Origin of the sequence: Solidesulfovibrio carbinoliphilus subsp. oakridgensis (assembly GCF_000177215.2) — a bacterium.
In the GTDB taxonomy this organism is placed as follows: domain Bacteria; phylum Desulfobacterota; class Desulfovibrionia; order Desulfovibrionales; family Desulfovibrionaceae; genus Solidesulfovibrio; species Solidesulfovibrio carbinoliphilus.
The window spans coordinates 2,769,304-2,782,036 of the sequence record NZ_CM001368.1 but is presented as its reverse complement, the minus strand read 5'-3'; the positions used below and the strand labels follow the sequence as shown (position 1 = coordinate 2,782,036).

Annotated in this window: 9 protein-coding genes; 4 read left to right on the top strand and 5 right to left on the bottom strand. The window is 64.7% G+C overall.

What is annotated here, in order from left to right; genetic code table 11:
* Nucleotides 1-13: 13 nt before the first annotated feature.
* The 5 genes from DFW101_RS12090 to DFW101_RS12070 form a co-directional block, all read right to left on the bottom strand.
* Entirely contained in the window at nt 14-817 is an 804-nt protein-coding gene (locus DFW101_RS12090; RefSeq protein ID WP_232286004.1) for a tetratricopeptide repeat protein, read from the bottom strand.
* Nucleotides 799-3,237: a DNA gyrase subunit A gene (gene gyrA, locus DFW101_RS12085; protein ID WP_232286001.1), complete on the bottom strand. Its 2,439-nt coding sequence runs from the start codon at nt 3,235-3,237 to the stop codon at nt 799-801. Before gyrA ends, DFW101_RS12090 begins: the two co-directional genes overlap by 19 nt.
* A gap of 248 nt (nt 3,238-3,485) precedes the next feature.
* Entirely contained in the window at nt 3,486-5,906 is a 2,421-nt protein-coding gene (gyrB, locus tag DFW101_RS12080) for a DNA topoisomerase (ATP-hydrolyzing) subunit B (protein WP_009181806.1), read from the bottom strand.
* Nucleotides 5,903-7,081 (bottom strand): DNA polymerase III subunit beta, encoded by a 1,179-nt coding sequence (gene dnaN, locus DFW101_RS12075; protein ID WP_009181805.1) that lies wholly within the window; start codon nt 7,079-7,081, stop codon nt 5,903-5,905. The genes gyrB and dnaN overlap by 4 nt, the downstream gene beginning before the upstream one ends.
* Nucleotides 7,082-7,267: 186 nt before the next feature.
* Nucleotides 7,268-8,572 (bottom strand): DnaA/Hda family protein, encoded by a 1,305-nt coding sequence (locus DFW101_RS12070; protein WP_232286000.1) that lies wholly within the window; start codon nt 8,570-8,572, stop codon nt 7,268-7,270.
* 235 nt (nt 8,573-8,807) lie between these two features.
* On the opposite strand from DFW101_RS12070, the gene DFW101_RS12065 reads away from it, so the two are divergent.
* The 4 genes from DFW101_RS12065 to purB all read left to right on the top strand — a co-directional run bounded on the left by DFW101_RS12065 (nt 8,808) and on the right by purB (nt 12,655).
* Nucleotides 8,808-9,974 carry a homocysteine biosynthesis protein gene (locus tag DFW101_RS12065; protein ID WP_009181803.1) on the top strand — a complete coding sequence of 389 codons (1,167 nt, stop codon included), beginning with the start codon at nt 8,808-8,810 and terminating at the stop codon, nt 9,972-9,974.
* Between the two features lie 18 nt (nt 9,975-9,992).
* Entirely contained in the window at nt 9,993-10,532 is a 540-nt protein-coding gene (locus DFW101_RS12060; protein ID WP_009181802.1) for a P-loop nucleotide/nucleoside kinase family protein, read from the top strand.
* Nucleotides 10,533-11,000: 468 nt separating this feature from the next.
* Entirely contained in the window at nt 11,001-11,345 is a 345-nt protein-coding gene (locus DFW101_RS12055; RefSeq protein WP_009181801.1) for an FmdB family zinc ribbon protein, read from the top strand.
* Entirely contained in the window at nt 11,342-12,655 is a 1,314-nt protein-coding gene (gene purB / locus DFW101_RS12050) for an adenylosuccinate lyase (RefSeq protein WP_009181800.1), read from the top strand. Before DFW101_RS12055 ends, purB begins: the two co-directional genes overlap by 4 nt.
* Nucleotides 12,656-12,733 lie beyond the last annotated feature (78 nt).

Genomic DNA, 12,733 nt, shown 5'->3' with positions numbered 1-12,733 from the left:
GCAGGCGCCAGCTTCACCGCCGGAGATACCCGAGTCTTTGATCGACCACCAGGGGGTTGGGGAAGGTGTCGCGGATGTTTTCGTAGAGGGTCCGGGCCTTGTCCTTCTCGCCCCGGGCCTCGTACCCCTGGCCGAGTCGAAAGCCGGCCTCGGCCCGCACGGCCGGGGAGACGGCCGCATCCCCCCAAACCTCGGCCAGGAGGGTCTCGGCCTGGGGGGCCTTTTCCAGGCGCAGGAGCAGGTCGGCCTGGGCCATGTCCAGCCGTGCCCGGTCGTCGCCGCCCGGAAGGGCCGGGCGGCAGGCCGCATAGGCCTGTTCGGCCCCGGCCGGGTCGCGGGCCAGGAACCGGACCCGGGCCAGCCGGCGGCAGGCCTCGGCCCGGTCGGCCGACGGCAGGCCCGGCAGGGAGAGGAGGGAACCGTAGTGTGCGGCCGCCTTGTCGTATTCCCGCAGCCGCTGGCGCAGGGTACCGGCCCGGTTAAGGAGGGCCGGCGCCGCCTCGGGATCGCGGCCGTATTCGAGGAGGGCGGCCTCCAGGAGGGTCGCGGCCTGCTCCGGGGAATCGAGAAGGTCCTGGCTGATGTCGGCCAGCCGCAGCCAGGCCTCCAGGCGCTCGGCGCCGTGGGGGAAGGCCTGCAGGTAATACTGGTAGGTTTCCTCGGCCCGCCGGTAGTTGCCGGACAAAAAAGCGCTCCTGCCGGCTTCGAGGACGCCGGCCTCGGGATCCGGCGGGGAGGGGTGGCAGGCGGCCTGGCCGAGCAGCAGCACGGCCAGGCCCGCCAACCACAGGAAGGCGGCTAGCCCAGGGTTTCGCACTGGGTGGGATCGTTGGGATCGACCAGATCGAAGCCCGTCACGGTGTCGTCGTTTTCCATGCGCACGAGCATGACGCCCTGGGTCGCCCGGCCGACGGAACTGATGCCCGAGACCGAGAGCCGGATGATCTTGTTGGCCGAGGTCAAAAGGAGCAGGTCGTCTTCCGGCAGGACCATGACCGCGCCAATGACCTGCCCGGTCTTCGGGGTCACGCGCATGTTGATGACGCCAGAGCCCCCCCGGTTGCGCAGGGGATAGTGCTCGATGGAGGTCCGCTTGCCGTAGCCGTTGGCCGAGACGGTCAGGACCTCGTTTCGGCCGTTGCCGGTCATGATGACCCCGGCGGCCACCCGGTCGGCCCCCTTGAGCGCGATGCCCTTGACGCCGGCGGCGCCCCGGCCCGTCGGCCGGATGCCCGAGATGTGGAACCGGTTGGACAGGCCCTGCTGGGTGGCGAGCAGCACTTCGGCGTTGTCGTCGATCTCCTTGACCGTCAGGAGCTCGTCGCCTTCTTTCAGGGACACGGCGATGATGCCCGTGCTGCGGCAGTTCTTGTAAAGCTCGGTGCAGGACCGCTTGACCATGCCGCGCTTGGTGACAAAGAGGAAATAGCGCTCCGAGGAGAACTCGCGGATGGCCAGCGCCGTGGCCACGAACTCCTCCTTGTCCATGGGCAGGAGGTTGGCGATATGGGCGCCCTTGGCCGTACGCTGGCCTTCCGGGATCTGGTGCACCGGCAGCATGAACATGCGGCCGAGATTGGTGAAGAGGAGCAGCTGCTGGTGGTTGGTGGTGGCGCAAAACGACTGGACGAAGTCGTCGGCCGAGGTGGACACGCCGGCCACGCCCTTGCCGCCGCGTTTCTGCTGCTGGTAGTTGTCGATCTTGGTCCGCTTGATGTAGCCGCGCCTCGAAAGCGTGATGACCACGTCCTCGTCCGGAATGAGGTCGAGGATGTTGATGCCTTCCAGGTCTTCGAGGACCTCGGTCTTTCGCGGCGTGGCGTAGCGGTCCTGGATCTCTTTTATCTCGTCGCGGATGACGCCCCGGAGGACCTCATCGTTATTGAGGATGCTGCGCAGGTATTCGATGAGCCTGATGAGCTCGTTGTACTCGTCGATCAGCTTTTGGCGCTCGAGGTTGGTCAGGCGCTGCAGGCGCATGTCGAGGATGGCTTGCGCCTGCCGCTCGGACAGGCCGAAGCGCTCCATCAGGTTCTCTCTGGCCTCGACCGCGTTTTTCGAGGCCCGGATGATGGCCACCACCTCGTCGATGTTATCCAGCGCGATGCGAAGCCCCTCAAGGATGTGGGCCCGCTCCTCGGACTTTCGCAGGTCATAGGCCGTGCGCCGCAGGATCACCTCCCGGCGGTGGGCCAGGAAGTGCTCGAGCATCTGCTGGATGTTGAGCGTGGCCGGCCGGTTGTCGGCCACCACCATCATGTTGATGCCAAAGGAGGTCTCAAGGGGCGTGTACTTGTAGAGGGCGTTGGTGATGATGTCCGCGATCACGCCCTTTTTGAGATCCAGGACGATGCGGATGCCCTTGCGGTCGGATTCGTCGCGCAGGTCCGAGACGCCCTCGATGCGGTGGTCGTTTATGAGCGCCGCGATCTTTTCCACCAGCGAGGACTTGTTGAGGGCATAGGGGATCTCGCGGATGACCAGGGACTGGTAGTCCTTCTTGCGCTCCTCGACCTCGACCCGGCCCCGGATCTTGATGCTGCCGCGGCCGGTGGTGTAGGCGTCGTAGAGGCCCCGTCCGCCGTAGATGGAGGCGCCGGTCGGGAAGTCGGGCCCGTGGATCAGCGTTATGATTTCCTTGATGTCGCAGCCGGGGTTGTCCAGCTGGTGGAGCAGGCCGTCGCACAGCTCGCCGAGGTTGTGCGGCGGGATGTTTGTGGCCATGCCGACGGCGATGCCGGACGAACCGTTTAAAAGCAGGTTCGGCACCTTGGTCGGCAGAACTTCCGGTTCCTGCAGCGAGTTGTCGTAGTTGGGCCGGAAGCCGACCGTCTCCTTCTCGATGTCGGCCAGAAACTCGCCGGCCAGCCGGGACATGCGGACTTCGGTGTACCGCATGGCCGCGGCCGCGTCGCCGTCGATGGAGCCGAAGTTGCCCTGGCCGTCCACGATGGGGTCGCGCATGGAGAAGTTCTGGGCCATGCGGACCAGGGCGTCGTACACGGACTGGTCGCCGTGGGGGTGGTATTTACCGATGACGTCGCCGACCACGCGGGCGGACTTCTTATACGGCCGGTTGTAGCTGTTCGACAGCTCGTGCATGGCGAAAAGGATGCGCCGGTGCACGGGTTTGAGCCCGTCGCGCACGTCCGGAATGGCCCGGCCGATAATAACGCTCAAGGAATATTCCAGGTAGGACTTCTTGAGCTCTTCCTCGATATTGATCTGCTCGCTCACTGTACGCTCCAATGGAGATATGCCTCCGGCGGCCGGGGCTCTGCCCCGGACCCCGCCGGGGGGGATCATCCCCCCCGGACCCCCCGGAGAGGGGGTGCCATGGGTATCCTGCGGCTTGCGGCGTGCATTTGGCGCTTGTTTTCGCCAAGCGCACGGACACGCCGACCCCCTTTAAAAGTCTTTGGAAAGGGGGTTCGGGGGAAGAACCTTTCTCCGAGAAAGGTTTCCCCCCGATTCTCTTCTCTCTTTTATATATCCAGCTCTCTGACCGACAACGCATTGCGCTCGATGAAGTCGCGGCGGCCTTCGACCTTCTCGCCCATGAGCTGGGAGAAGATGTCGTTGGCCTCGCCGGCGTCCTCGATGGAAACCTGGAGGAAGCTGCGCTTCTCCGGGTTCATGGTGGTTTCCCAGAGCTGCTCGGGGTTCATTTCGCCAAGACCTTTGTAGCGCTGGATGTTCACGCCCTTTAAGGCATCGTCCATGAGCGCCTTGTACAGGTCGAAGAAGCCGGCCACCGCCCGGGACTCCTCCTTGCGCTCGATGGAAAGCGGCAGCTCCGGACAGTCGGCCAGGAGCTGGCCGTAGGTCTCGTGGGCCCGGCGGTAGATCTTGGAGCTGAAAAACTCCACTGCGATCCGGTGCCGGGCCTGGTTGGCGCTTATAAAGACGGCGTAGAGCCGCTTCTCGTCGTCGATCTCCTCGGATTCGATCTCGAGCGCGTAGCCCTTTTCCCGCAGATAGGCCGGCAGGCCCTGGGGCAGGGCCTCGGCGGCGAAATCCGACGGCGCGAGCTTGTCGTAGCCGAGAAGGGCCAAAAGGAGATCGTCCGGCAGGCCGTAGGTGGCGGCCTCGTGGATGCGGGCCTCGAGGAAGTGGATGCGCTCCAAAAGCCCGGTCAGGTCCGCGCCGGCAAAACGCTTCTCGCCCGAGGCCACGGTCACGTCCTGGCCGATGCGGCCGAGCAGGAACTGGGAGAGCTCCTCGTCGTCCTTGATGAACCGTTCGAAATCGCCCTTGAAGACCCGGTAGAGCGGCGGCTGGGCGATATAGATGTAGCCGCTCTGGATCAGCCGCTCGTAGCGCCGGTAGAAAAAGGTCAAGAGGAGCGTGCGGATGTGGGCCCCGTCCACGTCGGCGTCGGTCATGATGACGATCTTGTGGTAGCGAAGGCGGGCGTAGTTCTCGTTGTCCTTTTCCTCGCTCTCGTCGTCGCCCATGCTCGGGGTCGGGCCCATGGCCGTAATCAGGTTTCGGATTTCCTTGTTGCCGAGCATCTTGTCGGTGCGGGTCCGCTCGACGTTTAATATCTTGCCGCGAAGGGGCAGGATGGCCTGGAAGCGCGGATCGCGCCCCTGCTTGGCCGAGCCGCCGGCCGAGTCGCCCTCGACGATGTAGAGTTCCGATTCCTCGGGGTTCTTGCTCTGGCAGTCGGCCAGCTTGCCGGGGAGCGAATGGTCGGACAGGGCGCCCTTGCGGCGCACCAGCTCCTTGGCCTTCCTGGCCGCTTCCCGGGCCCGGGCCGCGTCCACGGCCTTTTCCACGATGGCCTTGGCGTCCTTGGGGTTTTCCTCGAAATGGACGTTTATGGCCTCGAAGACGATCTTGGACACGATGCCGACCACTTCGGAGTTGCCGAGCTTGGTCTTGGTCTGGCCCTCGAACTGGGGATTGGGAAGCTTGACCGAGATGACGGCGGTCAGTCCCTCGCGCACGTCGTCTCCGGTCAGTTTCTGCTTGAATTTTTTGGGGATATCCGCTTTTTCGATATAGGTGTTGATCCCCCGGGTCAGCGCGGTCTTGAACCCGGCCAGGTGGGTGCCGCCTTCGCGGGTGCGGATGTTGTTGGCGAAGGTGTAGACTTCTTCCTTGTAATTGGCGTTGTACTGGAGGGCGAAGTCCACCACCACGCCGTCCATCTCGGCCAGGCCCTCGATGATGTCGTGGATGACCGGCTCGCCGGCGTTCAAATCGGCCACGAACCGCTTGATGCCGCCGTCGAACCGGTAGGTGACGCGCTCGCTGGTCCGGTCGTCGCGGAAATCGATCTCCAGGCCGCGATTCAGGTAGGCCAGTTCCTCGAACCGTTTGGCCAGGGTCTCGTGGGAGAACTGGTTGGTCTCGAAGATCTCCTCGTCGGGCTTGAAGCGGATGGTGGTGCCGGTGTTTTCGGCCTCGCCGATCACGGTCACCTGGGTCACGGGCACGCCGCGCTCGTAGCGCTGCTGGTACTTCTTGCCGTTGCGCCGGACCGTCACTTCCAGATATTCCGACAGGGCGTTGACCACCGACACGCCGACGCCGTGCAGGCCGCCGGAGACCTTGTAGGTGTCGTTGTCGAACTTGCCGCCGGCGTGGAGCACGGTCATGACCACTTCCACGGCCGGCCGGTGCTCCTTGGGGTGCATGTCGACCGGGATGCCCCGGCCGTTGTCCGAGACCGTCACCGAGCCATCGAGGTGGACGGCCACGTTTATGCGGTCGCAGTAGCCGGCCATGGCCTCGTCGATGGAGTTGTCCACGACCTCGTAGACGAGGTGGTGCAGGCCCCGGATGTCCGTGGAGCCGATATACATGGCCGGGCGCTTGCGCACGGCCGAGAGGCCCTCGAGGACGGTGATGGAACTGGCGTCGTAGGCCTGGGGGGCTGTCTTCTTCTCTTCACTCATGCGATGTCTTCCTCGCTATAGTACGTCTCTTCCACGATCTTCATGGGCATGATGATGACCAGGCTGTCGGCGTCTTCCTCGCCGGCGATGCCGCACGGCCCCTCGGCCCCGGTCAGGGTCAGGGTGACCTTGGGGGAGTGGAAATGCCCGAGAATGTCGATGATGTCTTTGGTCGGGAAGGCCACCTTATCGAGGCTCCCCGTGAAGGCGCATTCCAGGGTCTCGCTGGCCTCGCCGGCTTCCTGGCCCTGGCTGCGAAGCGACAACTCGCCGGGTCCGTCGAAAAGGAACGAGGCGCAACGGTTGTTGTCGGTATTGAAAATAGCCACCCGTTCCAGGGCGTCAACGAGTTCCAGGCGGTCGATGGTCAGGGTCGAGACGCCGTCGGTGGCCAGCTTGGACACGAAGGTGTTGTAGTCCGGATACTGGTAGTAGCTTAAAGGCAGGCTGAAGGTTTCGACCTTGGCGGACGTCTCGTCCTTTTCCTGGGTGCGGAAGAAAAGCCGTTTCTGGCTGATGGCCAGCTCGATCTCGTCGGCGGTCAGCCAGCGCTTGAGTTCGGCCACGTATTTTTTCTGGATGAGGATCCCTTCCGGCGGCAGCATGGCGTGGATGTCGTCGTTTAAAAAGGCTACCAGGGAGAACTGGTGGCCGTTTAAGCCGCAGACCTCGACCTTGGCCGCCTCGGCCGGCTTCAAGAACATGCAGGCCATGGCCTCCATGGTGTCCTCGTCGGAGATGCAATAGGCCACCCGGTCGATGAGCTCCTGGAGGAAGTCCCCGGACCAGGTGACGGCCGCCCCCTCGGGGAAGGGCGAGAAGTTCTGGAACCAGTTGCGGTCCGAGACCGGCAGCTTGTAGCGCCGGGAGCCCTGCTTGATGAGCAGGTTGCCCGAGGCGGCGTCCAGGGTCAGGCCGATCTCGCCCGGAGGCAGCCTGCGGACCAGTTCGAAAAAGCTCTTGCCCTGCACGCCGCAAAGGCCCGCTTCCGTCACCTTGGCCGTGTACTGGCCGGTGAACTCCAGGCTCGAATCCGTGGACAGGATGCGCAGCACCCCGTCAACGGCCTCCAGCCAGATGGTGCGCAGAAAGGCGGCCCCGGTCTTGGCCGGGATGATGCCCGAGGATTTCTGCAGGCCGTCGATGATATCGTTGCGAAAGACCTTAAGCTGCATGGGCGTCTCCTTGGCGGTCGCGATGCGAACGCCTTCTTGTATCTAGAAAAGGGAAATGAACTTGTTGGAGTAGTAGGGACGGTCCGTTTGTTCCGTTTGTCTCCAAGTTACCGGATTTCTTTCGAAAAGAAAGGGTGGGCCCGGGAGCGGCCAGGCGTCGGCCGGGAACGGCGCAAGGAACAACGGTCACGCCGGGCCTCCCTGGCGGCACTTTTTGGCCAACTGGCGGAACAAAATTTTCGTATCTCTGTCATCATCCTGGATTTGCTGAAACTTTCTGATCGAATAGAGGACCGTGCTGTGGTCCTTGCCGCCGAAGACCTTGCCGAGGGCCGGGTAGGACATGCCAAGGAGCGTACGGCAAAGGGCCATGGCCGCCTGCCGGGCGAAGACCAGCTCCCGGCGCCGGCTCTGGCCGATGATGGCGGCCACGGTCAGGCCGAAGTGCTCGGCGCAGACCGTGAGGATCCGCTCGGGCGAAAGCTCCGGGGACTTGCGGTCGACCGACAGGCGGATGTGGCGGGAGAATTCCGCCTCGGTCAGCTCCTGGCCGGCGTGGCGGCGAAAGGCCTCGATGCGCAGGAGCACGCCTTCGAGCTGGCGAAAGCCCTCGAACCGGCTGGCCAGCGTCAGGACCTGCTCGCGGGAGAGCCCCAGGCGCTTGTCGCGGTTGGCCGCCTCGACGCTGGCGATCCGGACGTCGAGGTCCGGCGGCTTGACGTGGACCATAAGGCCCCATTCCAGGCGCGACTTGAAGGTGGGATCGAAAAAGTCGCACGAGGCGGTCCGCTCGCGGCTCGAAAAAACCATCTGCTTGCCGGCGTCGTGGAAGGCGTTGAACAGGAAGATCAGCTCCTGCTCCAGGTCCGGGGCCCGCTGGATATCGGTCAGTTCGTCGATGAAAAGCCAGTCGTGGGCCGCCACCTCGGACCGGATCTCGTGGCGGCTCTGGGACGTGGCGTAGCGGTTTTGCAGGTCGTCGACGGACCCGAAAAAGACCGAGGCCCCGGCTTGCGACCGGGCCACGGCGTTGGCCATGGCCCGCAAGAGGTGGGTCTTGCCCGAGCCGGACGGGCCGCAGACCAGAAACGGGTTGTAGCGGACCTCGCGGCCCCGGGCCACTTCCCGGGCCAGGGCCAGGGGAAAGCGGTTTTTCTCGTTGGCCAGGAAGGTCTCGAAGGTGAAGCGGTGGCCGAAGGGAAAGTCCGTGACCCGGGGAGCGCCGAGCTGCGGGAGCGGCGTGTGGCCGTTGCCGCGGCAGGGCGTCTGGTAGCGGACCGCGTAGCCGGGCCCGAGAAACTGGCTGGCCTGCTTCTCGAAAAGTTCCTTGACCGAGGTTTCGAACCAGGCGGCGAAATAGGCATGGGGAAAGCGGACGCAAAAAGACTGGTCCGATTCGCTGACCGTGAGGTCCAGCGGATCGAACCAGCGGCGCAGATCCTGTTCCGGACAGGTGCGCGACAGATGCTGGCGGAAATCTTCCTTGAGCACGCCGTCACCGGATGCGTTCGGGGGCGCGGTCTTCATCGGTCCGCTGAAATTTTTTCAAGCATATTATTGGGTTGGGAAAATCGCCTCCGACCCCTCCCAAGGTCGCGAGGAAAGATCAGTGTAGCCTGTTTTCTCTCCGAAGCCAAGGGGCGGCCGGCCATGTTGCCATTGCGCCCGAAATGGGCCAAGAAAAGCCCCTGCCGGGCCCCAAGGCCTGGCCGAAGGGAGAGCCGGGATGACCCATGAGGTGAAAAAAACCGTCGCTGAGATCAACAAACGCATCGAAAAGGGCAAGGCCGTGGTCCTGACGGCCGCCGAGATGGTCGATGCGGTCAGGCGCCTGGGCAAGGTCAAGGCGGCCAGGGAAGTGGACGTGGTGGCCACGGGCACGTTCTCTCCCATGTGTTCGTCGGGCATGCTTTTCAATTTCGGCCAGGAGCCGCCGGTCATGAAGGCCCAGAAGGTCCGGATCGGGGGCATCCCGGCCCACGCCGGCCTGGCCGCCGTCGACGCCTATGTCGGGGCCACCGAACTGCCCAAGGACGATCCCCTCAACAAGATCCATCCGGGCCGGTTCAAGTACGGCGGGGCCCACGTCATCGAGGATCTCCTTCGCGGCAAGTCGGTCAAGCTCTGGTGCGAGGCCTACGGCACGGACTGTTATCCGCGCCGCTCGCTGGAAAAGGACGTGACGCTGGCCGACCTCAAGTACGCCGCGCTTTTAAATCCGCGCAACTGCTACCAGAACTACAATGTGGCCGTGAACCTGACCAGCCGCATCGTCTATACCTACATGGGTCCGCTCAAGCCCAACGCCCGAAACGCCAATTTCGCCACGGCCGGCGAGCTGTCCCCGCTTTTCAACGACCCCTACTTGAAGACCATCGGCCTTGGCACCCGCATCTTTCTGGGCGGCGGCACGGGCTACGTCATCGGGGCCGGCACCCAGCACGATCCGAGGCCCAAGCGCAACGAGCGCGGCATTCCGCTGTCCGCCGCGGGCACCCTCATGGTCAAGGGCGATATGAAGGGCATGGACCCCCGCTACGTCCGGGCCGTGTCCATCCTCGGCTACGGCGTGTCCCTGGCCGTCGGCATCGGCATTCCCATTCCGATTCTAAACGAGGACATGGCCTTTTTCACGGGCGTGTCCGACGCCGACATCCAGATGCCGGTCAAGGACTATGGCCACGACTACCCCAACGGCATCGCCAGGACCTTGGGCTACGTCACCTACGCCGAGTGCCGCTCGGGCGAGGTGGTCATCAACGGGAAGCCGACCCAGGCCGTGCCCATGACCAGCCTGGCCATGTCGCTCGAAGTGGCGACCAAGCTCAAGGAGCGGATCGAGGCGGGCAAGTTCCTTCTGACCGAGCCGGTGGAGCCCATCGAATCGGCCTGAGGCCGTAGAGGTCGGGACGTGGCCACGCTCATCGTTCTTTCCGGACTGCCTGGAACCGGCAAATCGTCGATCGCTCGGGAATTGGCCAGGGCAAGCGGGGCGGTGTGGCTGCGTATCGACTCGATCGAGCAAGCCCTTCGGGATTCCGGCGTTGTGCCCGGGAATATGAACGATGCCGGGTACCGCGCAGCCTACGCCGTGGCACAGGACAATCTCCATCTGGGCCGCGACGTGATCGGCGACTCCGTCAATCCTTGGCTGCTGACGCGAAACGCTTGGAGAGAAACCGGACTGCGAGCGGGCGCCCAAGTCCTTGAGGTGGAAACGCTCTGCTCGGACATCGAAGAACATCGGCGGCGCATCGAAACCCGGACAGGCGAGGTGCCCGGCCTTGTTCTTCCCGACTGGCAAGCGGTGATCGGGCGCGACTACCATCCCTGGGACCGGCGCCATCTGACGATCGACACGGCTGGCCGCAGCGTCGCGGCCTGCGTCGCACTGCTTCTCGGAGCCGTGCGGGAAACGGCTGCGTCGGAGCCGGCCCTTCCGGGACCGTGACTATTCGGTTTTCGGCCTCCTTCTCAAACGGCACCGGGGGAGGCTTTTCCACTGGCCCGGTCCGGGGCGCGGCCCCGGTCTCTCCGGCCTTTCCGGGGGCCGCCGCCGCACATCCCGGCTTTACAAATTTCCCGTCTTCGGCTACGGCATCGGGTTCTTTCATCTGACAGGAGGATATACCATGGCCAAGCACAAGAAGCACGAGCGCCACAAGGAACTGGACCGCCGCCGCAAACGCCGCAAGGAGCGCCTCAAAGAGCGCGTCCGGCAGGCCATTGCCGCCAAAAAGGCCTAGGCAGGCCTTCGGGCGTCGGACCCCGGTTTTTTTCGAAAGTTCGCCACGCGCCGCCCCGGCCCCGCAGGGACCCCGGGCGGCCCGGCGGCATTTCCGTTTTGCCGCGTATTTGCGAGACCGGGCAGGGGGTGGACCTTGCCCGGGCTTTCGCACGACCCTACGGAGGGCCTTCCATGCCCTTGTACGAATACCGCTGTCCCGCCTGCGACCGGGTCTTCGAGGAGCTGCGCCGGGCCGGTGACGACGGTCCGGCCGACTGCCCGTCCTGTTCCCGGCCCTCGCCGCGCATCGTTTCCCTGTCGTCGTTTGCCTTGAAGGGCAGCGGCTTTTACGCCACGGACTACGTCAAGCGCCGGCCGGGCCAGTTCAAGAAAGACGGCAACGGCACCATCAAGGGGACCGAGGTCCCGGTGCCAAAGCTCGCCCGCGATCCGTCCGTGCCCCTGGCCGCAACGGACCCGGACGAACCGGAAGACGCGGGTGACACCCCCGCCGCGACCGCCAAGGAGGGCGCATGATCGACCGTTACACCAGGAAGGCCATGGGCGAACTGTGGTCCCTGGAAAACAAGTTCAGGGCCTGGCTCGAAGTGGAACTGGCCGTGTGCGAGGCCTGGACCGAGCTTGGCCGCATCCCGGCCGAGGACATGGCCGTCATCCGCGAACAGGCCGGCTTCAACGTGGCCCGGATCCTCGAAATCGAGGAAGTGACCCGCCACGACGTCATCGCCTTCCTGACCGCCGTGGAGGAGCAGGTGGGCCCGTCCGCCCGCTACATCCACCTCGGCTGCACCTCCTCCGACATCGTGGACACGGCAAACGGCCTGCTGCTCGGCCGGGCCGGGGACCTGATCCTGGCCGGCATCGACCACCTGCTTACCGTCATCAAGGACCTGGCCATGCGGTTCAAGGGCCAGCTCATGATGGGCCGCACCCACGGCATCCATGCAGAACCCTTGAGCTTCGGCATGAAGATGGCCTCCTTTTACGCCGAGTTCTCCCGCCACCGCGCCCGGGTGGCGAGGGCCCTCTCCGACGTCAAGGTCGGCAAGATCTCGGGCGCGGTTGGCGGCTACGCCCACCTCGACCCCCGGGTCGAATCCATCGCCCTGGCCCGCCTGGGCCTGGCCGTGGACCCCATTTCCACCCAGATCGTGCAGCGCGACCGGCACGCCGCTTTTTTCACCTCCCTGGCCTTGCTCGCCGGCGGGGTGGAGCGGATGGCCACGGAACTGCGCCACCTGCAGCGCACGGAAGTCCTCGAGGCCGAGGAAGGCTTCGCCAAGGGCCAGAAGGGCTCCTCGGCCATGCCGCACAAGAAGAATCCGATTTCGGCCGAGAACATCTGCGGCCTCTCGCGCCTGGTGCGGACCAACGCGCTGGCTTCCATGGAAAACATGCCCCTTTGGCACGAGCGCGACATCTCGCACTCTTCGGTCGAGCGGGTGATCATGCCCGACTCCACCATCCTCGCCGATTACATCGTGGCCCGGCTGGCCGGCATCCTGGCCAACCTGCAGGTCAACCCGGACAACATGGCCCGTAACATGATGGCCTCCTATGGACTTTTCTATTCCCAGCGGGTGCTCCTGGCCCTCATCGACGCGGGCATGGAAAGGCAGAAGGCCTACGAGACGGTCCAGGCCGTGGCCATGGCCTGCTGGGCCGGGAAGAGATCCTTCCCCGACGCGGTCCGCGCCGACCCGGCCATCACGGAAAAGCTGGGCTCCGAGGTCCTTTCCGCCATTTTTGACCCGTCCTACTACCTCGAGCACGAGGACCTGATCTTCTCCCGGGTCTTCGGCCAGGCCGCCGACGGGGCCGCCTGACCGAGGGACGCGGAGGGCCTCCTTTTTTGCGGTCCGGCCGGGGGAGGCCCATCGAAACACTTTTCAAAGCAGCCGGCC

Excerpts from the sequence above, each read along its gene's own strand:
- gyrB (WP_009181806.1), bottom strand. The coding sequence starts at position 5,906 with ATGAGTGAAGAGAAGAAGACAGCCCCCCAGGCCTACGACGCCAGTTCC.
- dnaN (WP_009181805.1), bottom strand. The coding sequence starts at position 7,081 with ATGCAGCTTAAGGTCTTTCGCAACGATATCATCGACGGCCTGCAGAAA.
- DFW101_RS12065 (WP_009181803.1), top strand. The coding sequence starts at position 8,808 with ATGACCCATGAGGTGAAAAAAACCGTCGCTGAGATCAACAAACGCATC.
- DFW101_RS12055 (WP_009181801.1), top strand. The coding sequence starts at position 11,001 with ATGCCCTTGTACGAATACCGCTGTCCCGCCTGCGACCGGGTCTTCGAG.
- purB (WP_009181800.1), top strand. The coding sequence starts at position 11,342 with ATGATCGACCGTTACACCAGGAAGGCCATGGGCGAACTGTGGTCCCTG.